The sequence below is a fragment of the Segatella copri genome (genome assembly GCF_019249655.2).
Classification (GTDB): domain Bacteria; phylum Bacteroidota; class Bacteroidia; order Bacteroidales; family Bacteroidaceae; genus Prevotella.
Genome location: NZ_CP137557.1, coordinates 3,615,293 through 3,638,300, shown reverse-complemented (window position 1 = coordinate 3,638,300; position 23,008 = coordinate 3,615,293). Strand labels below are relative to the sequence as shown.

Annotated in this window: 12 protein-coding genes and 1 tRNA gene; 3 read left to right on the top strand and 10 right to left on the bottom strand. The window is 47.5% G+C overall.

Translation table 11 applies throughout. The features are described from left to right. Nucleotides 1–10: 10 nt before the first annotated feature. The 4 genes from KUA49_RS14895 to KUA49_RS14880 all read right to left on the bottom strand — a co-directional run bounded on the left by KUA49_RS14895 (nt 11) and on the right by KUA49_RS14880 (nt 6,637). A complete protein-coding gene (locus KUA49_RS14895) occupies nt 11–1,423 on the bottom strand; it encodes a hypothetical protein (RefSeq protein ID WP_218412564.1) in 1,413 nt (470 codons plus the stop codon). A 4-nt stretch (nt 1,424–1,427) separates the two neighbouring features. Beyond that, nucleotides 1,428–3,335, bottom strand: a complete 1,908-nt coding sequence (locus KUA49_RS14890) for a glycoside hydrolase family 97 protein (RefSeq protein ID WP_218412563.1) — start codon at nt 3,333–3,335, stop codon at nt 1,428–1,430. Between the two features lie 10 nt (nt 3,336–3,345). Beyond that, the gene (locus tag KUA49_RS14885) at nt 3,346–5,721 is read right to left on the bottom strand and encodes a heparinase II/III family protein (RefSeq protein WP_218412562.1); all 2,376 of its coding nucleotides are present in this window, start codon (nt 5,719–5,721) and stop codon (nt 3,346–3,348) included. Nucleotides 5,722–5,791: 70 nt separating this feature from the next. Continuing rightward, nucleotides 5,792–6,637, bottom strand: coding sequence for a hypothetical protein (locus KUA49_RS14880; protein ID WP_218412561.1), 846 nt, complete (start codon nt 6,635–6,637; stop codon nt 5,792–5,794). A 171-nt stretch (nt 6,638–6,808) separates the two neighbouring features. Between KUA49_RS14880 and KUA49_RS14875 the strand changes: the two genes are divergently transcribed. Further along, the gene (locus KUA49_RS14875) at nt 6,809–8,563 is read left to right on the top strand and encodes an ATP-binding protein (protein WP_218412560.1); all 1,755 of its coding nucleotides are present in this window, start codon (nt 6,809–6,811) and stop codon (nt 8,561–8,563) included. A 281-nt stretch (nt 8,564–8,844) separates the two neighbouring features. On the opposite strand, the gene KUA49_RS14870 is transcribed toward KUA49_RS14875, so the two are convergent. The 3 genes from KUA49_RS14870 to KUA49_RS14860 form a co-directional block, all read right to left on the bottom strand. Further along, nucleotides 8,845–11,688, bottom strand: a complete 2,844-nt coding sequence (locus KUA49_RS14870; protein WP_218412559.1) for an alginate lyase family protein — start codon at nt 11,686–11,688, stop codon at nt 8,845–8,847. A 59-nt stretch (nt 11,689–11,747) separates the two neighbouring features. After that, the gene (locus KUA49_RS14865) at nt 11,748–12,263 is read right to left on the bottom strand and encodes an RNA polymerase sigma factor (RefSeq protein ID WP_218412558.1); all 516 of its coding nucleotides are present in this window, start codon (nt 12,261–12,263) and stop codon (nt 11,748–11,750) included. A gap of 143 nt (nt 12,264–12,406) precedes the next feature. Continuing rightward, complete coding sequence (locus KUA49_RS14860) at nt 12,407–16,456, bottom strand: ATP-binding protein (RefSeq protein WP_218412557.1); 4,050 nt, start codon at nt 16,454–16,456, stop codon at nt 12,407–12,409. 272 nt (nt 16,457–16,728) lie between these two features. Between KUA49_RS14860 and KUA49_RS14855 the strand changes: the two genes are divergently transcribed. Continuing rightward, nucleotides 16,729–18,156, top strand: coding sequence for a glycosyl hydrolase family 28 protein (locus tag KUA49_RS14855; RefSeq protein ID WP_256624830.1), 1,428 nt, complete (start codon nt 16,729–16,731; stop codon nt 18,154–18,156). Between the two features lie 77 nt (nt 18,157–18,233). Here the strand turns inward: KUA49_RS14855 and KUA49_RS14850 are convergent, their stop codons facing one another. The 3 genes from KUA49_RS14850 to KUA49_RS14840 are packed head-to-tail and all read right to left on the bottom strand — an operon-like array spanning nt 18,234 to nt 22,698. Next, a complete protein-coding gene (locus KUA49_RS14850; RefSeq protein ID WP_218412555.1) occupies nt 18,234–19,067 on the bottom strand; it encodes a CPBP family intramembrane glutamic endopeptidase in 834 nt (277 codons plus the stop codon). A 51-nt stretch (nt 19,068–19,118) separates the two neighbouring features. After that, entirely contained in the window at nt 19,119–20,057 is a 939-nt protein-coding gene (locus KUA49_RS14845; protein WP_218412554.1) for a bifunctional riboflavin kinase/FAD synthetase, read from the bottom strand. A 1-nt stretch (nt 20,058) separates the two neighbouring features. Continuing rightward, the gene (locus KUA49_RS14840) at nt 20,059–22,698 is read right to left on the bottom strand and encodes a calcium-translocating P-type ATPase, PMCA-type (RefSeq protein ID WP_218412553.1); all 2,640 of its coding nucleotides are present in this window, start codon (nt 22,696–22,698) and stop codon (nt 20,059–20,061) included. Nucleotides 22,699–22,875: 177 nt separating this feature from the next. Here KUA49_RS14840 and KUA49_RS14835 point away from each other — a divergent pair. Then, nucleotides 22,876–22,949, top strand: a tRNA-Ile gene (locus KUA49_RS14835). Nucleotides 22,950–23,008: the final 59 nt, after the last annotated feature.

Below are 23,008 nucleotides of genomic sequence, written 5' to 3'. Positions count from 1 at the left end.
TGTTTTATTTTCATTTCAAGCGATTCATCACATCTTTCGGAATCTCAATACAGATAGGTTGCACGGCACCCTTATATTCACCATCGGCATCAGCAACCGCTACCAGCCAGCAGGTGAATGACCTACGGGCATTGTCCCATCCTGCCTCGTAGGGATAGAACTTGAAGGTCGTATCATTGACTTTCTTGACAGGACCATTGATTACCTCAATGTGAGGTTTCTTCTTGCCATGCTCTTGGGTAGTTGCACGACGAGAGCTATCGGTATAGACCGCCTTTAGCTGGAAGGTGATGCCATCCAGATTTCTTAAATCAAGCTTCATGCCTCCCTGCAACTTATCGTTGTATGGAATGAGCTTACCTTGATACTCGAAACCAACATACTGAACTTTCTTGCCCGCCGTCTCCTTGTATCGAGCCTCTGTGAGTTCCGTCATTTCCTTATCGAAATACCAGAAGGCATCATGCTTGTCGCCCTTATATATATTATAAGGTGCAGGCTGAGGGCGAGAGGCTGAAGCAATCTCAGGAGCTTTGCCTTTGTCCGCTCCATCTGTACCCATCATATCAGAATGGAATCTCTCGGCAAGCCAACCCTCCTTCGGATTGAGTTTACGGAGTGTTCCATCGGCATTCAAACGCTGTTCTAATGCCTTCTGAATGAACTTGGCAAGATACAAGGCTGTCCTATCGCCACAATCAAAATGTCCTCTGCCAGTATCGCAAAGGAAGGAGATACAACTCTCTGGATACATCATGCGGAAGGCAAGGGCAGGATTCACACGAGCCTCCCACCATTCATACTCGCCTTCTACCATCAAACCAGGAATGCCATCAATGTTGCGATGACGTCCCCACTCCACGTTATCCCTACCATATCCACAGAGATTGGTACGAGGCGCATCACCATGGAAGGAGATGAGGCAGAGCGTGCGGTTCGGATTCCAAGCCGCAAAGTTCCAAGGGAAGGTAGCTTGCGCGGAATGTCCCAAAGGGATGATAGGAGCCTTGGCTATCTCGGCATGGCCGCTTTGGTCGGCGAGATTGCCCATCATCTCCTCAAAGGTATTCTGTGCGCCAGTCGCTGGATCCCAGTTGTTGGTGAAAGCAGGAGCCACCCATACCATTGCCACACCCAGTTTCTTCATCTGAGCCTGAAACTTCGGATTCTTATAGATAGCCTCCTCCGTCATATTCTGTTGAGAAAGCATCACCGCTTTCACTTGCTTGCATCCCTCTGGCACCCAAAGGTAAGCCACCGGAGCCTTGCCTGTCTCTGAAGAGATATAGCCTCTCAAATCCACTGACCACTGGTACATTCCACTACCTCCCACACCAATGGCATGGGCTGTACTTACGAAGATGCCTTGCAACAGCAAGACCATCAACATAACTCTGATACGTATTTTTCTTAATAACATCATATTGTCATTTTAACAAACTGAATCGCAATGCGGCACCGCCTGACGGCTGCAAATGAAGCTTTAATATCTTGCCAGCCTTGATAGTCTGAACTACAGTAGATACCTTGGTATGAGTATTCAACGCAGGGTTATCGTTGTATATCTCCACTTGATATTTCTTGCCTTTCTGCAAGAAGTCGGCTGTATTGAGAGTGATGTCACGAGCTTGCAAGCCATTCATCGCTCCCACAAACCAATCATTGCCCGAGCGACGCGCCTGCACGATATACTCACCTATCTCGCCCTGCAAAGCCTTGCTCTCATCCCATACGGTAGGACAATATTTCCAGAAGTCCAACTCCTTTTCTCCCTTATATACATTCGGGAGGTCATACCAAAACAAGAAGGTGACAGGACTGTAATATACTACTGGCATCGCCAACTGGTGAGCCTTGGTATTCTTCACTCTACCATTGAAATAACAAGGCGTATAATCAGCAGGACCGCAGAGGAAACGGGTAAATGGCAAGATGGTGTTGTGCTCAGCATCTGGCATTTCCTCGTTGCCGCCAATACCTTCTTGCGTCATCAAGTTAGGATAAGTGCGGCTCCATCCTGTAGGGCGATACTCATCGTGGATATCCACCATGATGTGATGGTCGGTACACTTCTTTACGGCATTGTGAAGCCAAGTGGTCCACTCCTGCGAACCTATCTGCACAAAGCCAAACTTGATTCCACTGATGCCCCATTTCTCATAGAGTGGCAATAGCTGGTCAAGCTCCTGATACAAGGCTCTCTGGTTGACATAAACCCACACACCGATGCCCTTGCTCTTGGCATACTGACAGAGCTTTGGCATATCAATGTCGCGAGTTTCCAATACTTTCAAGGCAGAAGAAGACATCTTCATCTCTGGACCATACCAGCCTGCATCAAGCTCGATATATTGAAGACCTCTATCCACACAGAAGTCAACACCCTCCATGCAAGTCTTCATATCCAAACGACATACACGGAAAGCCTTGCCTGGCTTAATCCAAGAGGTATCGGAAATCTGGCAAGGAGTATTGAGATTGAGCACCATCTGCTTGTTGTTGATCAGGTCGATAGCCTTCTCACCCACCATGATGAATCGCCAAGGCATATCGTATGCCGTGATGATGTCGGCAGGATGGAACAACGCCATCTGTAACTCATTGTCTGCTTTCAACTTAAGTTTACCTCTCACAAAGTCACTCAATGCAGCCTCACCAATGGCTGCATAAAGTCCATTATCCAAACGAAGTGTCAATGGGCGCTCTGCCTCTTCCTTCCAAGCAGCCTCGCTCTTCAAAAGCTTTACCTTGTTGGCATGAGATTGCGCCCAAGCATAGTGGTAAGCCTCTGCACCTGGGGCAAAGCGGAAAGAAGTGATGTCGTCGGTGATGTGCATGAACAAACCATTGGTTGCCTCAGGGAAATGATAGCGGATGGCTACTCCCTCATCGTAAGCTCTCACAATGATGTCTAGGAGATATTGCTGGCGCTTGTCGTAAGCATTACTTGCGCCCTGATGCTTGCCACCCTTCAAGAGATGAATGGTCATCTCATTATAACGATCTCGTATCTGGGCATACTCGCCATAGACTGGCTTCCAAGTATTGTCCTCAGAACGACGATCCACACTTGTTACTTCCATACCATGGGTCCAAACGTTGCTGTTATCCACTGGTATTCCCATAGCCGACTCCACCAAGTGGTTGTCGATATTCACACCTAATTCACCCTCTTCTATTACCTGCTTAGCTGCATAGTCGAGGCGGTAGGTTAATCTTCCGTCTTTCTGTTCGAAGACGAAGTTGTATTTGCCGTCAGGCGACTGCAAGGCTTCTGCTGCATATCCAACTATAGCAACCGCCCAAAACAAGATAGCAATAAAAAACTTTCTCATAACTGGATTTCTACTTGATTTGTACTTTTCCATTCTCCGAGCATACGATGCGCTGCTCGGTTCCATCCTTCAGCTTCACGATAATGCCCACGGCACTCGGCTCGCTCGGCGTAAAGTAATCTACCGATGCTATATCGCCTGGCTCCGCATCAGAACTTGGTTCATATACGCAGACGAATGGATGGTTCCATGCCTCTCCCTTCTGGCGAGCCACAAAGGTAAGCACTGGCTGCTCATCTACCTTATAAGGCTGATTCGGCATGCGCTCATATTCGAGGTTGACTGGCGAGAGAGCTTGGAAGATGGTACGGTTCTCATCTTTCTTCATCCACATGGTCATGGTGATTTCACGCTGACCATCCATTGCCTCCACTACCTTATCATCCAGTATCTTGGTAACGAACTGCGTCTTTACACTGTTCTGCATCTCTGCGCTCTTCTTGTCATAGATATAAGAATAGGCATAGAGATGACCACCTGCAAAAGCAAGTTCCTCCGTTGGTTTCATATCGAGAGGCTGACCAGAAGCCGCATCCATCACCTTCATCTCCTGTCCGAGATTGTGATAGAAGTAATCGTGGGTTTTATCGCCACCTTCCTTCTTCTTGCTACGGAACACATCTATGTAATATCCACCCTTAGCAGATGTCTTCACGATGGCGGTGGTACGCTGCTGCTGTGCCTGTGTCTCTGGCTCAATGAAACTTACGGTAGCGTAAGTTATCTTATCCTTAAGTTCAGAATCCTTCTGAAAAGAAAGTTTCTTTTCGGAGAGCTTCTTGCTGGCAGGTTGATCCTTGCTTACCTCTGGATAAGAGGCGACAACCTTGAAGGCATGCTGAGACATCATTACAGGATAGCTTGATACACCATCCACCACTACCGTGTTATGGGCTGGCATCTGGGAATAATATTCCAGATAGTCCAAGCCGCTATAGAGGGTTCTGCCGATACCTGCATCAGGTCCCAAAACATATCCCTTGCCATAGAGTTCGAGCGAGATGCCGTTGGAATGCTGGTGGTTGCCAAGGCTAGCATTGACGGAAGCCATCAAGTCGTGCTGCTTGTCCATACCACTTCGCATCGCTATCCACGAAACATTAGGGGCATAAAACAGGGTGCTCGTATATGCCTCTATCTCAGAGATAGGAGCTTGGGGAGCCACTGCATTCTTCAGAAGATTCATCTCAGAGATAAGATTCTTATTCTTATGGCGAGTGGCATACTTCAATACTTGGTCGATGCCACCTGTATTGAGATAACCTGGATGAGTATCGCCAAAACCTGCAATCATACGGTTAGGGAAGAGATATTCGGCAGAGGTCTTCACTGCTTCCGTCAAGATAGGACGCTGCTTGAAGAGGTCAATGCCAGCCTTCTCATCCAGCATGTTGGCGAAATCGCAGATACTGCTCAATACCGTGGTACTGTAGCCTGGCGATTCATACCAAGTCTTGCTCTTCGCATCAAAGCCGAAGTCGATGAGCTTGTTCATACTCCACTGGCGAATACTATTTTGATTTACGATATAATCCAAGTAGTATTGCTTGCCCTTGCCATCTGCGTATGCTTGGTTATCTTGCAATACCAAGGCTATCTTTACGATGAAGTCAGCCTGAAACAAATTCCAATTGTTGTGAGGCACACCATTGGCGATGATGTTCTCAGCCCACTTCTTGAAACCAGCCTCGATGACGGCTTGGTCGTCCTTCACAAGATTCTTGATGAGGGGATACATCTGGGTGAGTTCGTTGATGGCATCCTCGTGGATAACCTCAAAGGTAGTCATGCCCACCAAGGTTTGCTGATGACCATGATTCAAATCGATAGGCACATTGCGATAGGCGATGCCCTTCATATAGACATCGAACACCTTTGCTGCCATCTGTCCATAGCGCATATCGCCAGTGGCGGCATAGATGCGAGCGGCATCACGGGCAATACCGATAATCTGACGGTTCACACCTGCCAGATTGCATCCCGTCTTGGCTGGAGAAGTCTTCTCCATCTTTCCTGTAGCCCTGCTAATGTAAGTAACGCTACCCTGCTCATCGTCATCATAAGGAATAATATCCTCCAGCTTAGGGCGATTATATTGAGATGCCGTGCTTCGTGAGCCATTATATTTCACGGTAGGCGCAGCTGCTCGCTCTCCCCCAGGATGAGAGAATGTCTCACCATTAACAAACACATCTGATGCATTGGTCTTCCAAAACATCTGCAATCGGGAATAGAGCCAGTCGGGTTGCTTATCCACCTGGCTCATCACGTTCTCAATCTTAGCCTTCAACTTGGTAATCTCTGAATCCTCCACCTTCTTCTTAGCCATACCGAAAGAAGAAGAGAGGAGCATCAAGGCTGCCACATATAGTACTTTCTGTTTCATACGAGTTGTTCTTATCTTTTATGTGATTTTTAATAAGAATACGATTGGGGGGCGATTTATACGTATGACATCAGATAATAAAACGTATGTAAGTGCGGTCATCGAAGCTTTTGTTCCCTGCCACCAAGCCCTTAGTGGCGATGAAGTCGTGGATGCATTGAGGGTCGTTGGCAATCTGCTCTGCCAATGCCGCCTCACTCTCTGCCAAGGTTGGCTTCAGGAAAGGATAGCCATCGCTAGCCAATACTACTTCATTAGGCGATGAAACAGGCTTCGTTTGCTCTTGAAAGTATGTTTCAATGCTACTTGAAGCAGGTTTCATTTTCAAGGCTACAATCTTCACTCCCTCCCGATAAATCGGGAATCCATCGATAACCGTATAGGTCTGGTTCTGCCCGGAAAGCATCGCCTCAATCAATAATGGCTCTATCTGCTTTCTAGCCTCAGCAGGCGAAAGGCCCTGCTCTATCAGCTCTACCCTCTTTCTTGCAATCGCCTGCTCATAAGGCTTGCCGTTCTCATAAAGCTTTCCATCGATGATGGCCTGGCAATCGCCCACCATCCAGATTTCATTCCTTGTCCGGCTATAAAGGATAGCCGAGGCGGTAAGCCGCTCTTCCGGATGCTCCTTCAACCGCTCTTCCACCCCTAGCTTTTCATACACCTTATTATATATATAGGCTGTCACACCCTGGCAGAAATCATCTACCGAGGCATCTGCTTTCAACTCCTCACGAATATACTCCGAGATAAGCATCATGGCGTATCTTCCGTTCTTCATATCAGGATTGAGACGCTTCGGAGTCTTGCTTGTACTGCCATCAATCACTGCGATGAAATCATCGGTAACTACCATTCCATCCTCACAAGCCTCAGGGCTCTTCTTTCCTATAATACTGCTTTCAATAATTTTCATTTTTTGTCTATCTTATGCTAAAAATCAAAGTCTATTTAATATAAAACCACCCCAAAGGTACTTCATTTCTGCGAAACGACCAAAGAAAACAGACTACTTTCTTTGGTCGTTCCAGATATTTATTGTAACTTCGCAGCATAATTCGAATACAAACGATAAAACAATAAAGATATGGAGCAGAACGTAGCAAAAAGAGTACCATACGGCATACAGGATTTTGTACAAGTAATAGAGCAAAATTGCTATTATGTGGACAAGACTGCATATATTCCAAAGTTAGAAGATTGTCCCAACAATCTCTTCTGCATTCGCCCTCGCCGTTTTGGTAAGAGCGTATTCTTGAGTATGCTCCATGCTTATTATGACTGCCGCACCAAGGACAAGTTCCAAGAGTGGTTTGGTGACTTGTGGATTGGCAAGCATCCTACCCCCTTACAAGGCAGGTATCAAGTGATGCACCTTGATTTCTCACAGGTGGGAGGTTCCATCGAAAACCTCGAAGAAAAGTTCAACTTCTACCTTGGTGTTCAGCTCAATGGATTCATACGAGACTATCTTGACTTCTACTCAGAGAAAGTGCAGAAACAAGTGGAAGATGCTAAAGATGCAGGAGTTAAGCTCGCCATCATCCAAAGCGAGGCGAGGTCGAAAGGCTATCCTCTTTATCTCATCATCGATGAGTATGACAACTTTACCAACACCGTGCTCAATGAGCAGGGAGAGGATGTGTATTGGGCTATCACTCATGCCGAGGGCTTCTATCGTGATATCTTCAAGAAGTTCAAGGGTTCCTTTGAGCGCATCTTTATGATGGGTGTAAGCCCTGTGACGCTGGATGACGTAACAAGTGGCTACAATATCGGTTGGCACATATCCACCAAGGAGGAATTCAACCAGATGCTTGGATTCTCTACAGAGGATGTAAGGGAGATGTTCACCTATTATAAGAATGTGGGGAGGATTCCGGCAGATAGCGATGTCGAGGCTATCATCCAAGAGATGAAGCCTTGGTATGATAACTATTGCTTCTCTAAACAAGCATTAGGCACACAGAGTAAGGTGTTCAACTGTGACATGGTGCTTTATTTTCTCCGTAATTATATGAGCAGTGGCGAAGGCCCTGAGGAAATGGTTGACCCAAATACGAAGACGGATTACAACAAGATGAAGAAGTTGCTCCAACTCGACAAGTTGGATGGCAACCGCAAAGGTGTGATTCGCACCATTATAGAGAATGGCGAAATTATAGGCAAGATTGCAGAGACTTTCCCTGCCCGAATGTTAACCAAGCCACGTATGTTTGTGAGTTTGCTCTTCTATTATGGTATGTTGACCATCAAGGGAACGAAGGGTGACCGCTTGATACTTGGCATCCCTAACAATAACGTTCGCAAACAGTATTACGAGTACTTGATGGAATTGTATGAGGAGAAGGCGAGTGTCGATACGGAGCAGTTAGAAGCCTACTATTATGACATGGCATACGATGGCAAATGGCATGATGGACTTCAGTTCTTGGCAGATGCATACACCAAGATATCTTCTGTTCGTGACGGCATCGAGGCAGAACGCAACCTGCAAGGTTTCTTCATGGCTTATCTGAGCCTGAATGGCTACTATTATACTGCCCCAGAGTTGGAATTAAATCATGGCTATTGCGACTTCTTCCTCCTACCCGACTTGACTCATTATCCTACAAAACACTGTTACATCATTGAACTGAAGATATTGCCAAAGAGCGAGTTCAACGCCATGAGCAAGGATGGCAAGCATACGAAAGCCGAGTTACAATGGGCAGAAGCCGTGGAGCAAATCAAGCGATATGCCGAGGCACCTAGGGTAGAGGCTCTCCGACAAGGCACCACCTTGCATAAGATTATCATGCAATTTGAGGGCTGGGAGCTGAAGAGAATGGAGGAAGTGTGATTTCACAAAAGAAGCCTATCTTTGCATCTAAATGGCAAGACAGTGTACAGACATAGACGAAGTTTTACGCTCGATCAAATTCTAAATTCAATGCAATTCTTGCTGTTGTACAACTGTAAGGTAACTACCCATGCCCTGGGGGGCTGAGTAGTTACCTATGGGTGAAGGTGGAATATGGCAACCTGCTGAACCTGGAAAAACGAGAAGTTTTTTCTAATTGAGGGCATCAATATTATAATTCAATTACGCAAGTTTTGTCAACATGATAAAATGTCTGCGCATTATCTTACCACTACTTTCTTACCATTGATAATATACAGGCCCTTTCCTACTGTTTTGACCTCTTGTCCTTGCAAATTGTAGATGCGGCCTGAAACAAGGGATTTGCTTGATTCTGATACATTCTCTATGCCAGTTTCCACCGTCTTTTTTACTCCATAAAACTCAATCTCGGCCACATTGCAACTGCCTTTATCTGGGCCAATATATCTCATGTAACGATAGAACTTACCAGCAGGAGCCCTCAACAGAGTGAGCTGATTCTCTACAGGAGCAGAGGCAATCGTAGCAACAGTAATAGCAGATTTGAAATCTTCCGTGTTAGAAACCTGGATCTTTCCTCCTACCATTCGAGAGACATAGCCCACTCTAGGAGCATACTTCACATATAACAACATAGCAGCATTGCCCTCGCCCATATCGTATCCCAGCCAGTCACCAGACTCATTTTTGGCATCAAAGAAAGTGGAGAGATTGCCATCCAAAGCTGCCGTAATAGTACGAGAGGAATTATTTTTATAAGACCCCTCCGATCCGATTATAGTTCCATTAAGTTTCTCACTATCATAAGTGGTAACGGTCTTAACTGAAGAGCAGACACCTTCACCCCAGTCATTCTTTGCTGACACCTTATAATAATATGTACCATTCTCACTAATCTCATCCACCAAACTTGTGGCACGTGTTTTAGCGATACATTCATAAGACTTCCTATCAACAGAACGATAGACATAGAAGCTATCCGCATCAGTAGTAGATCTCCAAGAGAGATACACATGGTTTGCCCCTGGCCAAGAAGCCGCTAATGAAGTAGGAGCCGCAGGCTTTGAACCAGGTTCACATACCGTCCCTTCTACTTTCACATGATCAAACACAGCCTGGTACACCTTGCTAGTATTACCAGAGCAACTTGCCATTCCCACATAATAGGTAGAAGGCATGCTGACTATGCTTTCACCCACCTGATGCCAAGTTAAATTATCTCGGCTAATGTAAGTAGTAAAGAGTTTGCCCTGACGCTTGATACGCATCCACATTGGTGCCTTGCCATAATTGGTAGCTTCCTTCCAAACAGTATTTCCGTTTGAAGAAGAACGTGTACAAGTGCGAAGTATGCGGCATCCCTTTTCGCCTAACGTAATTCCCACTCTCTGCGCTCCAGCCCCTAAGGTAGAACGCATCTGAATACCGACCTTATAGAAAGCTTCTTCTGTACTAGACAGTCGCACAGTGAGAGTGGCATCACCCTTCATCTTCAGATATACAAACCCCTCAGAGTCTGCTGTTCCTCCAATGTCTTTACCAGCACCACCTACGGCAAATGTTGAATCTTGCGCAGCAGTAAAGAGCGAACCTCCCAGTGTATTGCCAATAGGAGCAAACGTCCATCTAGCAGGCAGGGCATCGCTACCTTCTTGCGCAGTAGCACTGACCACCTCGCTAAACTCGCTGTAACCAGCCTTATTGAGCAATCTCACCTTATAATAGTAAGTTTTCCCCACTTCCACCTGTTCGTCTATATACTCATTATTGGCATAATAATCCCAGGTCTTAAGTGTAGAGAAATTCTTGCCATCCTCAGAACGATATACAACAAATCCCCTGGCATCTTCACCCACAGGATGATTCCAGCTAATACAAATCTTCTTAAATCCATCCTCTGCCTTCAAGTTGACAGGCTTTGCTGGCACCTCAGTAAAATAAGGTGATGCTGCAGCATCTATCGTAAAGAAAAGAGTGCCATATCCCAACAATTCATTGCGTGTGTCAGGGCGAGCTAATTTAGCTGCCATTGTCAGATAAGGGAACAAGCTGTCATCCATTCCTTTCACTTCCTTGTAATGATGATATACCGCCTCGAAGCAGCAAGCATCAGGACGAAGACGGAAACCATTGTTGTGAGTTGAAATATAATAGAACTTGATTCCACTCATATTATCTAGTCCACTGCAATCAACTGGCTCGAAAGGGGCATCAGTATGACCTGTGTTGTATCGACACCAATACTCCATACCCTTGAGGAGACGGTTGTCTCCAGCACCAAAGAGATCATCGCCCTGATTCCAACATACAAGACATGCCTGAGCTATGTCACCCAAGGTCAGTCCACCATGTACATTGTCACGTCCCATCTCTCGCATCTGACCACTAGGGTCAATGCTTCCACCAAACATGGTGCCCCAATGGGACTCATCCAACATCAACTGATAACCTTCCTGATAAATCTTCTCATCATCGAGCAATACACCGGCAGCAATAACTGCCAAGGCTGCTGGAGTGTACCAAGAAGGATGAGAGTTTGTGTAAGTGCAGAACTGGCGGCATGCAGGATAAAGAACTGTACGCACCTTAGAAAGGAAAAGATCACGGTTCTTAGCCTCCCATCCCTGATAAAAACTACCATCCGTATTGCGGAGCATCTCAGCAGCAAGTATCAGGGCACGAGATGGATACTGATAGAGTTCAGCTGTGGCGGTCTCCAAAGTGGTAGCCCATGCCGACAAGATATTTGCTGCACACTTGGCATAAGCCTCATTGCCTGTTACATGCCACTCTATGGCATTAATCATGGCAGCATAAGCGTCTTGCGCCGCACGTTGACGCTGTCCATTACTTCCGCCTATCTCTGCACGAGCATAGGGGGTATAAGTAGGCTTGGCGAAATTATCGGCTTGCATCTCTTTCCAAAGCGAAGCCCAAGGCTCGTCACCGGCATTGACATGAGTCTTGATTCTTTCCAAGTCTGAAGCAGCCAGGATACTACCAGGATGCTTGAATGTGCGTTGGGCACTGACAGTAAAGACAAATGCAACCAACATCAAAAAAATAAAAGATAATTTTCTCATTGCTTTTAAGTTTAAATGTTGACTCCACTTTAAAAAGTGGGTTAAATTTGAATTATACATTACATCGCCATGCTCAGCATGGCCCTCACCTGCTTGCGAGAGGTGAAGAGCTGAGACTCCACGGTGCGCTTGGAGACATTCATCTCCTGAGCAATGTCGCCAGCTGTCATATCCTCAATGAGACTCATGCGATATACCTTGGCACAAGCTGGAGACAATCTTGCCATACTGTCATTCACCATGCGCAGGGTATCATGATACTCTGTCATGCGCTCTACATGAGAGTGCTGGAGTTCCATCTCATACTTGGCATTCTCCTCCATCTTATGACGGAAGATGCGACGGCGGAGAAGGTCCTTCACCTTGTTGGCTGTGATGGTATAGGCAAACGACTTGATGGTTGCCTCGTTGATGATACCTTCAAAGGTCATCAGCTTGAAGAAAGCATCCTGTACAAGATCTTCTGCCTCCTCGCGATTACCCAAGCGGGAAGTGGCGAAGTTGACGAGTTCATTCTGATGAACGGTATAAAAGGCGGCGATTATTTGCGCCTGGTTATGAGTTGACTGTTCCATAATCGTTTGATAGTTGTTTGATTTCTGCTGCAAAGGTAATACAAACCTTTAAAAGCAGATGTACCAAACGTACCAACGATATATGTGAAACGTACCAAATTTACGCTATAGCTGATTATCAAATACTTACAACGCCTCTTCTCTTAAGAATACTGCGATGGCAATACGCCAAACATCTCCTTGAAATGCTTGGCGAAGTTCTGCGGAGAAGCAAAACCTGTGCGATAACAAGCCTCCGAGACATTGCATTTCTCCTCTTTCAGGAGCTTTGCTGCCGTCTTCAATCTCACCATTCGGATGAAATCAGCAGGTGTCTGTCCCGTCAGGGATTTCATCTTTCTATAGAGACTCATTCTCGACATCACCACATCGGCAGCCAAGAAATCGATGGTGTATTCCGAGTTATCGATGTTCTTCTCGATGCAGGCGATAATCTCCTTCAGGAACTTCTCGTCAGGCGAAGAATCGGTCACTGTCTTCGGGTCAAGCGAGATGCTGTGAGAGAAGTCTCGCTGGCGCTTCTCCTGCTTTTCCAGCAGATTGCTGATGCGCGCCAGGAGCACCTCCATGTCGAAAGGCTTGGCGATATAGGCATCGGCTCCCGCCTTATAGCCAGCAGCCCTGCCCTCGTCTGTGCTCCATGCCGTGAGCAGGATGATAGGGATATGCGAGGTCTCGATGTTCTCCTTGATGCGGCGACACATATCCGTACCGCTCATCCTTGGCATCATCACATCACTTACTATGATGTCAGGGTTCTCTGCCTCAGCCATCATGGCCCCTTCTATTCCGTCCTTTGCCGTCATCACCTTGTTATATATACGGCTCAACTCTTGAGAGAGGAAATGGCAGAAGTCTTCATTATCCTCAACAACCAACACGGTCTTCTCTATCTTCCTGGATGTTTGCACACCTACGGCACCATCCACAACATCAGCCATCACCGGTGCTGCCATGCGGTTCTCCTCAGAGGCCTCCTGCCGCACTACCCGCTTCAGGTCGGCAGGGATATCCACGATAAACCGTGAGCCCTTGCCCTCTTCACTCTCCAGCGAAACCTTACCTTCGTGCAGCTTGATGTATTCATACACCATATTCAATCCGATGCCCGAACCCACCTGGCGCAAACTAGGCTCCTGCTCCGTGCGATAGAAACGTTCGAAGACATGCGCCTGGTCTTCCTTCGAAATGCCACAGCCCGTATCCTCTACTACGATATGAGCATATTTCCTGCTATCCTGGATACACTTCTCCAGACAGACACTTACCTTTCCACCTGCCTTCGTAAACTTCAAGGCATTAGAGAGTAGATTGGTCAATATCTTGCCCAACTTATCCTTGTCGAAATACATAAACAAGCCCTCGGTCTTGTCGCAGAAATCCAGACGGATGTTCTTCTGCTCGGCAAGCGGCATAAACTTCATCGTGGTATATTGCACAAACTCGTTCAGGCTTCCACTCTGCAGGTTCAGGCGTTCGCCGTTCATCTCCATCTTCCGGAAATCGAGAAGCTGGTTCACCAGTTGCAGCAAGTCGCCTGCATTCCTGCTCACATCGTTAAGCTGGGCACGAGTCTCGCCATCTTCGGTACGCTTCAGGATACTTCCTATAGGCGTGATGATAAGCGTAAGCAAGGTGCGGAATTCATGACTGATGTTGGTGAAGAAGCGGTATTTCATTTCCTCCAGCTCCTTATATTTCTCATCTTCCATACGCCTGCGGTTCTGCTCCATCTTCCAGCGGAATCCCCAAACCAGAATGGCTACAAAAAGTAAGAAATAGATAAGCTTTGCCCACCAGGTGGCCCACAAAGGTGGCTGTACCTCTATCAGCAGCGTAGCAGGCTGCTTGCTCCACACCTTGTCGAAACCGGCAGAATAAACCTCCAGTTCATAACTGCCCGGAGCCAGGTCGGTAAAGCTTGCCCTGCCCACTCCATCCTGCGGATTGATTTCCACCCATCTATCGCTCAATCCCTTGAGCCTATATTTATAATAGGTGTGAGTAGGCATGTCGAAATTCAGACCCGAGAAGAGGATGGTGATGAAGTTCTCTTGATGCTTCAATATCAGCTGACCGGTGGCGGATAAAGTAGAAGTCAGAATGGTTCTGCCATCTATCTCCTTGCCCGGTGATACCTCCTGATTGTTCACCCAGAGAGAAGTAAAGATAGGATGACCCGTGTATTTCATCTCCCTCACATCGGCAGGATTCACGATGTAGTATCCATCCTGCGTACCGAAGAACAGGTTACCCCCTGCCAGATGCCCCATAGTCATCCAGCCGAAATTACTCTTTCCCAATTTGTTCTGACTATCGAATACCATCAGCTTCAGTTCGCCATCCTGCAGGCGCTGGAACCGGCAAAGACCATTTGGCGTTGTAACCCATACATTGCCATATCGGTCTTCTATCATTCCATTAATCATCTCGTTAGGCATTCCCTCCGCCTTTCCGAAAAAGCGAGAGGACTTATCCTTGGGATTGATGACGAAAAGCCCGTTGAGCGTACCTACCCATACCCAGCCCTGACAGTCGATGAGCAAAGCCTTGCAAGGTCCGTTGAGCTTCATCTGCGTAGCCTCATCATCTACCAAATCCTTTGGGAAAAGGGCACGCCGGGTAGTTGGCGAATACACGAACAAGCCTTGAGTGGCTGCCACCCAGATGCGATGCCGGCTATCCTCCTTAAAGTCGTTGACCACCTTATATTTCTCCAGCGCCTTGTTTTTCAAAGGCACGATTCGCCTGTTCTGTTCATCAAAGCATCCGATGCCTCCATGATAATTCACCCAGATGCGATGCTGGCTGTCTTCCAGAAATCCACGCACGATGTCGTAGTTAATGTCTCTGGCAGGAATGCCACCCTGCATGAAGTGATGAATGGTCCCGTTCTCCCGCAGGAACAATCCCTGGCGGAAACTTCCTGCCCAGATTCTTCCCTTGCTATCCATCATGCTTCTGATAATATCGGAACCACCCATAGAGATAGGAGAAGCCTGATGATTCAGGGCATCCAAGGCAAACAAGCCTTTATCAGAAGATAGCAACGGCAAGCCATTCGGCAAATCGTTGATGCGATAGCCGTTCATTTTCAGACCCATAGCTACAAAAGGGGAATAGGCAAACTGCTGCATGTTGGGATGATAGAGACAGAGTCCCTTGCTCCATAATCCGAGCAGCAGATTACCTCTACTACAGGCGATTCCCTGGATATCATCTATCAAGGTCTCGCCATCCAAGGTATGAATTTCAGAAAGAAGAGAGGTTTTGCCATTGGAAGCGATGGTCAGAAGACCCGCCTGTCGGATGCTGGCATACGCCGTTCCATCTTCTGCGATGCTGAGCGCAACCAACGCTGCCGCCTCATTCTCATACCGATGCTGCCAATGATGGGTAACTGATACAGAAGATTGATGATTGGCTGATAAAGAAGGTTGATGATTGGCTGATAAAGAAGGCTGATAGGAAGCCACGCCGTGGTTCCACATCAGCCAAAACTGATGCTTGTTCTGTGCAAACTGCATGAAATCGCGAGCAGGCACCTCTCCCTGCCAAACCTGCTCGGCAGAAATCGTCTTGGTCATGGAGGCATTCATCCCCTTCACCCAACCATCAGAATAAAGGAACCAGTGGTTTCCCTTAAAGTTGCAGACATCACGCAATCCTTTGGTTCTTATCTTTATCTGCCGGCATGGAGTTTCAGCTTCTCCCAATTCAGACGCTTTCACCATCAGCATCTTTCCCGATGCAGTGACAAACCAAAGATTCTTAGCCGAATCGATGAAGAAATCACGAACTCTCTCCCTGATGCCCATCGAAGCCAGCAGCCCCTTGACATCCCGCACGTAGGCATCCTTCGTCAAATCGAACACGAGAAACTTTCCCAGTTCCTTGATCCATACCCGCTGCCTGGCATCCACATACGCCGTGGATAGCGCCGATACATAATCGGCAGCATAAGCCTCATCGCCCATCGGAGAAACCGAATGGAAGGTGCAGCCATCGAAAAAAGAAAGACTGGAAGATGTTCGCACGCCCAATCTGCCATCAGAAGTCCAAAAGAGGGCCTTCACCTCATCATCCGGCAATCCTTGGCTCGTATTGATGAGGCGAAAAGAAGACTGGGCGCTAGCCAGGAGATGGCTAACGAAAAGTACTATGAATATAATATATAGACGCAATGCTTTCATCCTGTTATTCGTTTTGTTTGTTATTCCATCATTTATCATTCGTATCGTTTGTATCGTTTGTCATTAAACGGTATAGGTTGTTCTGCCTTATGATGGTAAAAGCGATGCAAAGATACAAGTTTTTAACAACTAAGCCAAGAAAAAGAAAAGAAAAATCAGTTTTTTCCGTTTTCTCATAAGTATATCTTCCAAGTTATGCGTAACAGATGTATAAAATAAATGATTCATTATAAAATATAGCTTTTATGAAAAGAATATCTCTTATAAAGAGTATGTCTCTATTGAATAGAACATTCATGATACTCGCCTTGGGACTTGCATCCCTCACTTCTGTTGCCAAGGATAGACTGGTGGTAAGCAAGGCTCCGGCAGGCATAGAACTGAAAAATGACTTTAAAGTACAAGCCCGCACCAGTGGCGGCGAATGGCAGGACATCGATACCTACGCCTTCAAGGTGGATAGAGTGGCTGATGCCAAGCACAATGTAGAGGTCACATCCGTAGCTAAGTTTGAATTCGAAGGTAAAGTTGAAATACAGGTAAAGAGCATTGCTCAGGATATCAAGAGTTTCAAGGTTCGTCCTAACTCCTATGGAATTGAGGCTAAGCAAGAGGGCAATACATTGACATTCTCTCTCGACCGCCCTCGCTACCTCTCCGTAGAAATCAACGGCAACATCTACCAGAATCTCCAAATCTTCGCAGACAACATTTTAGAAAAACCTAAGGTAAAAAAGAAAAAAGATCTGATGTATTTCGGCCCAGGCGTTCACGATTTCAAGGGCGATTCTATTCACATTGCATCAGGCAAGACAGTTTTCATAGATAACGGAGCCGTCATCAAGGGTTGGCTATCCACCTACGGCTCAAGAGATGTCAAGATTCTCGGTCATGGCATCGTGATGCCAGGACACCACGAGGGTATTATGGTGAGATACAGCAAGAACGTCTATATCGACGGTCCTCTCACCACCCAGTTGCCTATCGGCGGCAGCGATTCCGTAACCGTAAAGAATGCCAAGGTGATGAGTTGGTATGGCTGGGGCGATGGTTTCAACATCTTTGCCAGCAACAACATCTACCAGGAACATCTCTTTGCACGTACCAGCGACGACTGCTCCACCATCTACTGCACCCGCAAGAACTATCATGGCGGTTGCAAGAACATCACCATCAAGGATTTCGTCATGTGGGCAGACGTGGCGCATCCTATCATGATAGGCTTGCACAGCGAGACTCCAGAGAACGAAGACATCATCAACGTGCTCTACGATAACATCGACATCCTGGAGCATGCCGAGAACCAGATAGACTATCAGGGCTGCATCGGCATCAACAATGGCGACAACATCCTGGTAAAGGGTGTCACCTTCCAGAACTTCCGCATCGACAATATCCGCAAGGGTATGCTCTTCAACATGCGCGTATGCTTCAACAAAAAGTACTGTTCTGCTCCAGGCAGAGGCATCGAGGATATTACCCTGCGCAACATCGCCTATACCGGAGAAGCTCCCAACATGGGCATCATCGCCGGTTACGACGAGAGCCGCAAGGTGAAGAACATCCGTTTCGAGAACTTCACCATCAACGGCAAGGTGATTTCGGATGACATGCCAGGAAAGCCAAAATGGTACAAGACTGCAGATATGGCGAATATCTACGTAAACGACCACGTGGATAACATTACATTCAGCAAATAATTCTACTTACAATCTACGTTGATATATATAAAGAAAACGGCTGCCCCCTCAGTGATGAAGGAGCAGCCTTTATTGTGTTATGCCTTTGCTTTCTTTAATCTGATAATCATCTGTATAAAGCTTGGAATCATGATGCAGAGAGAGAAGCCTACGGCGTAATATACAGTCTTCTCATCGCCATGGAAAAGGTCGATGAGCTTGCCGTCGCTCTGCGGCATGATATTGGTAAGTACATACGCCATCGTATTATTTATCCAGTGGAGCAGGATGCCCGGAACAAGACTGCCGGTGCGATAATACATCCATCCCAGAAGCAAGCCCATCAGAAGGGCATTGATAAACTGTGCCGCGTTAAAATGAGCCAAACCAAACAACGCTGCAGAGATGATGATGGCTACCCAATGGTTCTTCTTGCTCATGATGCCCAGCAGGGTGCGAAGGATGGCTCCACGGAATACTACCTCTTCGGCAAGAGGCGCCAGAATGCCGACTGCCACATAGCCCCAAGGCTCCTTCATCATCGAGGTGATTATCTGCTGAGTATTCTCATCCATCTCAATGCACAGCTGCTCATAGAGGAACGACAGGGGGATGATGGTTCCCAGGGAGAACAATACCACCCAGAGAAGCGTGCCCCAAGGCTTGGAAAGCAGATAACCGCGGGTAAGCGGCGTCCACTTCGTCTTCAGGAAGATGATGAGGGTGATGACACTGCTGAACACCGAAACAAGCGCCGTAAGAATGGCGTTACCGCCCGTATTTGCAGCCAGAAGCGTTGCCTGATAACCTTCACCCTTGATGCCTGCCCAGATTCCTGCACCGGCATACATCATGATGATTTGTACTACTATAAATATAATAAGGTAGAGGACTACATCCGTCAAACCTCTCTTTAAATTAATCTTTGCCATTGCTTTTATAGTTTATAATTAACTGTTTTATAGTTAATAGCATTCCTGCTATCATTCCGCTTCCTTTTCGAAGAGATCCAGCACGGTCTGCTCATCCACCTTCAGTTGCGCCGCCAACTCCTCGGGACCGTCAAACTTCCGTTCGCCCCTTATCCGCTTCATGAAGCCTACGAGCAGGAGCTGGTCGTAGATGTCGCCATCGAAATTGAAGATATGCGTCTCCAGCGTTATCTGCTTGCCATTGAAGGTTGGACGGTTGCCCACGTTCATCATTCCCCGTTTCCATACCACCGAGTTCTCCAGTCTCACCTTTACAGCATAGACGCCAGGGGCAGGAATCATCTGTCCGAAGTGCGAGATGTCAAGATTGGCTGTAGGGAAACCGAGCTTTCTGCCTTCATGGAATCCGTTCACCACCTTTCCGATGATGGTATAAGGAAAACCGAGGCACTGGGCTGCCATCTCCACTTCTCCCTCTTTCAGCAAAGAGCGGATCACGGAAGAAGAGATGTTGATGCCATCTATCTGGAAGGCTTCGTTCCTGATTACCTCGATGCCCATCTCCTTGCCATAGCGCACGTAATCTTCGAAAGTCTCCTCGCGGTTGTGACCGAAGCGATGATCGTAGCCGATGAAGAGTTTCCTTACGTTGAGATGGTCGTGGAGCACCTGCTGCATAAACTCTCTTGCCGACATCGCAGCCATCGCCTTGTCGAAATGCAGCACCACGGCATTATCCACTTCCGTCTTCGAAAGCAGCAGTAGCTTGGAATCGAGCGTACTCAGCATCTCTGGCTGATAATCCGCCTGCAAAACCTTGCGGGGATGCGCATCGAAGGTGATGACGGTGGATTGCAAGCCATCCTTTCGTGCTGTCTCTACGAGATGATGAATCAGGAACTGATGTCCACGATGCACCCCGTCGAAGAAACCAATGGTTGCCACACATGGCGGCAACTGCACGGTATCGTTATAATGTATTGTATTCATTCTATCTTCTCTTTGCTATCATTCTCTTAAAAGCTCTCCACAGCTCGCCCACCCAGAGCACAACAGAGGTGGAACCGATGATGAGCAGCCACTCGTGGAGCGACAATGGTGTGGTGCGGAACATTTCGCCACCAAAGGTGACGATAATCCACTGACCCACCAAGACCAGTACAAGCACCAGAATCATTCCCCTATCCTTCAGGAAATGGCGGAAGGCGGTGTGATGACTCATCAGCGCCTTGGCATTGAAGAGGTTCCAGAACTGGATCATCACGAAGGTGGTGAAGAACATGGTCAGTTCATGCACATCTACTCCACCCTTGCCTCTGCGCTCACAGTAAACCAGCAGGGCAAACATCACGAGGAAGAAGACGATGCCGCAGAACAGAATACCGAAACCGATGCTCTTGTTGATGATGAAATCGGATGCCTTGCGTGGTTTCTCCTTCATCACCTCGTGAGATGGAGGCAATGAGGCAAGCGCCAGGGCTGCGAAGGTATCCATGATAAGGTTCACCCAGAGAATCTGAGTAACCGTCAAAGGCATCTCGGTTCCGATGACTGAGCCACCAAGCACCAGCAGGAGGGCTGCCACGTTTACTACCAACTGGAAGAAGAGGAAGCGCTGCAGGTTGCGATAGAGCGAACGTCCCCACATCACGGCGTTGGCGATAGACTTGAAGGAATCGTCGAGCAGGGTCATATCCGAAGCCTCCTTAGCCACGGAAGTTCCCGAACCCAGCGACAAGCCCACGTGGGCATAGTGAAGCGCCGGAGCATCGTTGGTACCATCACCTGTTACGGCAACCACCTCGCCACGCTTCTGGAGCATGGCCACCAGTCGCTGCTTATCGGTAGGACGGGCACGGCTCATCACACGGATATCCTTTGCCCGTTCGTAAGCCTCTTCATCAGAAAGAGCCTCCCACTGTTCGCCCGTAATCATCTGCTGGTCGAGCGAGGTCAGAGAGCCATCTGCTCCGATATTCTCAGGTTCATCTTCGAAGACACCTATCTGCTTGCCTATCTCCAAGGCGGTGGCAGCCGTATCACCCGTAACCACCTTTACTTCGATACCCGCATGACGGCACTCCTGCACGGCGGCAGGAACATCCGGACGGATAGGGTCGGCAATGGCAGCAATGGCTTGCAGCTGAAGGTCGTTGGCATCGAGAAGTGCTACCACTTCGGCAGTAGAGGTTCTGGAAGTTCTCATGATAGAAGCTTCTACCTTCTTATAGGCGAACGCCAGGGTTCTCATCGCCTTATGCTGCCACTCGTCGAGTTCTTCGGCAGTCTGTTTCTTCATTCTATCCTCGATGATGCATTTCTTCATCACGATTTCAGGCGCACCCTTTACGAAGAGATAGGTTTCGCCATCAACTTCTGCCAAGGTTGCCATCATCTTCCTCTCGGTAGAGAAAGGCAACTGCTTGAGCACGTTCACCTGCTTGCGGAGTTCTTCATAATCCTTGCCCTGGGCATCGAGCCAGAGCAGGAGAGCCGACTCGGTAGGATTTCCGATAGGTTTGCCGTCATTCAACTCGGCTGTAGAGTTGAGGGCGATGGCAGTATCGAGCAGCGCCTCATCACCCTGCTTGAGTTCCAGGGCGCTCACCTGCATCTTGTTCTGGGTAAGCGTACCGGTTTTATCGGTACAAATCACGGTAACGGCACCCATGGTTTCGCAGGCATGGAGCTTGCGCACCAGATTGTTCGACTTCAGCATTCTTCGCATGTTGAGCGCCAGAGAAAGGGTAATTGCCATCGGCAATCCCTCCGGCACCGCCATCACAATCAGGGTAACAGCCATCATGAAATAGTTCAGCACGATTTCTGCCATATAGAAATAATCCTTGCCGCCCCATGCCGGATTGGTGAGGATATCGTGAATCAGGAAAATGAAGAAGGCTGCCACAGATACCACGGAGCCCACCTTGGAAATCATCTTCGCCAACTTATCGAGCTGCATGTGAAGCGGTGTCTCCACCGAAGTCTGTTCGGTAGATTTCTTCGCCACCTTACCAATCTCGGTAGCATCGCCCACGGAAGTAACCACGAACTCGCCCCTACCATTCATCACCATGGTAGAACGGAGGATGATGTTGCGAGGATAGGCTCCATCGCCACCGCCTTCCAGAGATTTCTCAGTAACGGGTTCGCCCGTCAGGGTAGATTCATTCATCTGCAGGTCGTTGCAGACGATGAGTTCGCCATCGGCAGGCACCTCGTCGCCCACTTCCACGAGTACCACATCTCCCACCACCACATCGTGGCGAGGAATCTCCATCACCTTACCATTGCGGCGCACCTTTACCGGCTGCTCTTCGCTGAGTGCCGTGAGCAGATTAAACTTCTTAGCCGCATCACGCTCAAAATAGAAGCCCACGGTAGTAGCCAGGAAAACAGCCACGAAGATACCGATGGTCTCCATGAAATTCTTTTCGATGAAAGCGAGGATAAGGGAAACGAAAGCCGCAACGAGGAGTATCTGGATAATCGGATCGCGAAACTTATCCAAATACAGTTTCCATAATGAGGTACGTTGAGGAGGGGTGAGCACGTTTTTGCCATGCTGTTGCCTACTCTGTTTTACTTGTTCGTCGGTAAGACCGATTCTTTTGTTTTTGTCTATGTCCATTTCTGAATAGAAATACTTTTCTTTTTGTACATTTAATAAGTACATACGCACGTGTGCGCACATAAATTTGGTGCAAAGATACAGTATTTTTCTGATTCTAAGAAAATTTTTAAGATTTTATTTGGTTATTTGCCTAAAATCTAGTATCTTTGCACTCGAATTTGATAGAAATTCAATGGACTTGTAGCTCAGTTGGTTAGAGCAACAGACTCATAATCTGGAGGTCCTAGGTTCAAGCCCTAGCTGGTCCACGTTGGAAATCAAGCAGTTAAGCAGAAATCGCTTAACTGCTTTTTTCGTTTTAGGAAAC

Coding starts and splice junctions, on each gene's coding strand:
- KUA49_RS14840 (WP_218412553.1), bottom strand. CDS start 22,698: ATGGACATAGACAAAAACAAAAGAATCGGTCTTACCGACGAACAAGTA.
- KUA49_RS14865 (WP_218412558.1), bottom strand. CDS start 12,263: ATGGAACAGTCAACTCATAACCAGGCGCAAATAATCGCCGCCTTTTAT.
- KUA49_RS14875 (WP_218412560.1), top strand. CDS start 6,809: ATGGAGCAGAACGTAGCAAAAAGAGTACCATACGGCATACAGGATTTT.
- KUA49_RS14860 (WP_218412557.1), bottom strand. CDS start 16,456: ATGAAAGCATTGCGTCTATATATTATATTCATAGTACTTTTCGTTAGC.
- KUA49_RS14850 (WP_218412555.1), bottom strand. CDS start 19,067: ATGGCAAAGATTAATTTAAAGAGAGGTTTGACGGATGTAGTCCTCTAC.
- KUA49_RS14890 (WP_218412563.1), bottom strand. CDS start 3,335: ATGAGAAAGTTTTTTATTGCTATCTTGTTTTGGGCGGTTGCTATAGTT.
- KUA49_RS14895 (WP_218412564.1), bottom strand. CDS start 1,423: ATGATGTTATTAAGAAAAATACGTATCAGAGTTATGTTGATGGTCTTG.
- KUA49_RS14880 (WP_218412561.1), bottom strand. CDS start 6,637: ATGAAAATTATTGAAAGCAGTATTATAGGAAAGAAGAGCCCTGAGGCT.
- KUA49_RS14855 (WP_256624830.1), top strand. CDS start 16,729: ATGTCTCTATTGAATAGAACATTCATGATACTCGCCTTGGGACTTGCA.
- KUA49_RS14885 (WP_218412562.1), bottom strand. CDS start 5,721: ATGAAACAGAAAGTACTATATGTGGCAGCCTTGATGCTCCTCTCTTCT.
- KUA49_RS14870 (WP_218412559.1), bottom strand. CDS start 11,688: ATGAGAAAATTATCTTTTATTTTTTTGATGTTGGTTGCATTTGTCTTT.
- KUA49_RS14845 (WP_218412554.1), bottom strand. CDS start 20,057: ATGAATACAATACATTATAACGATACCGTGCAGTTGCCGCCATGTGTG.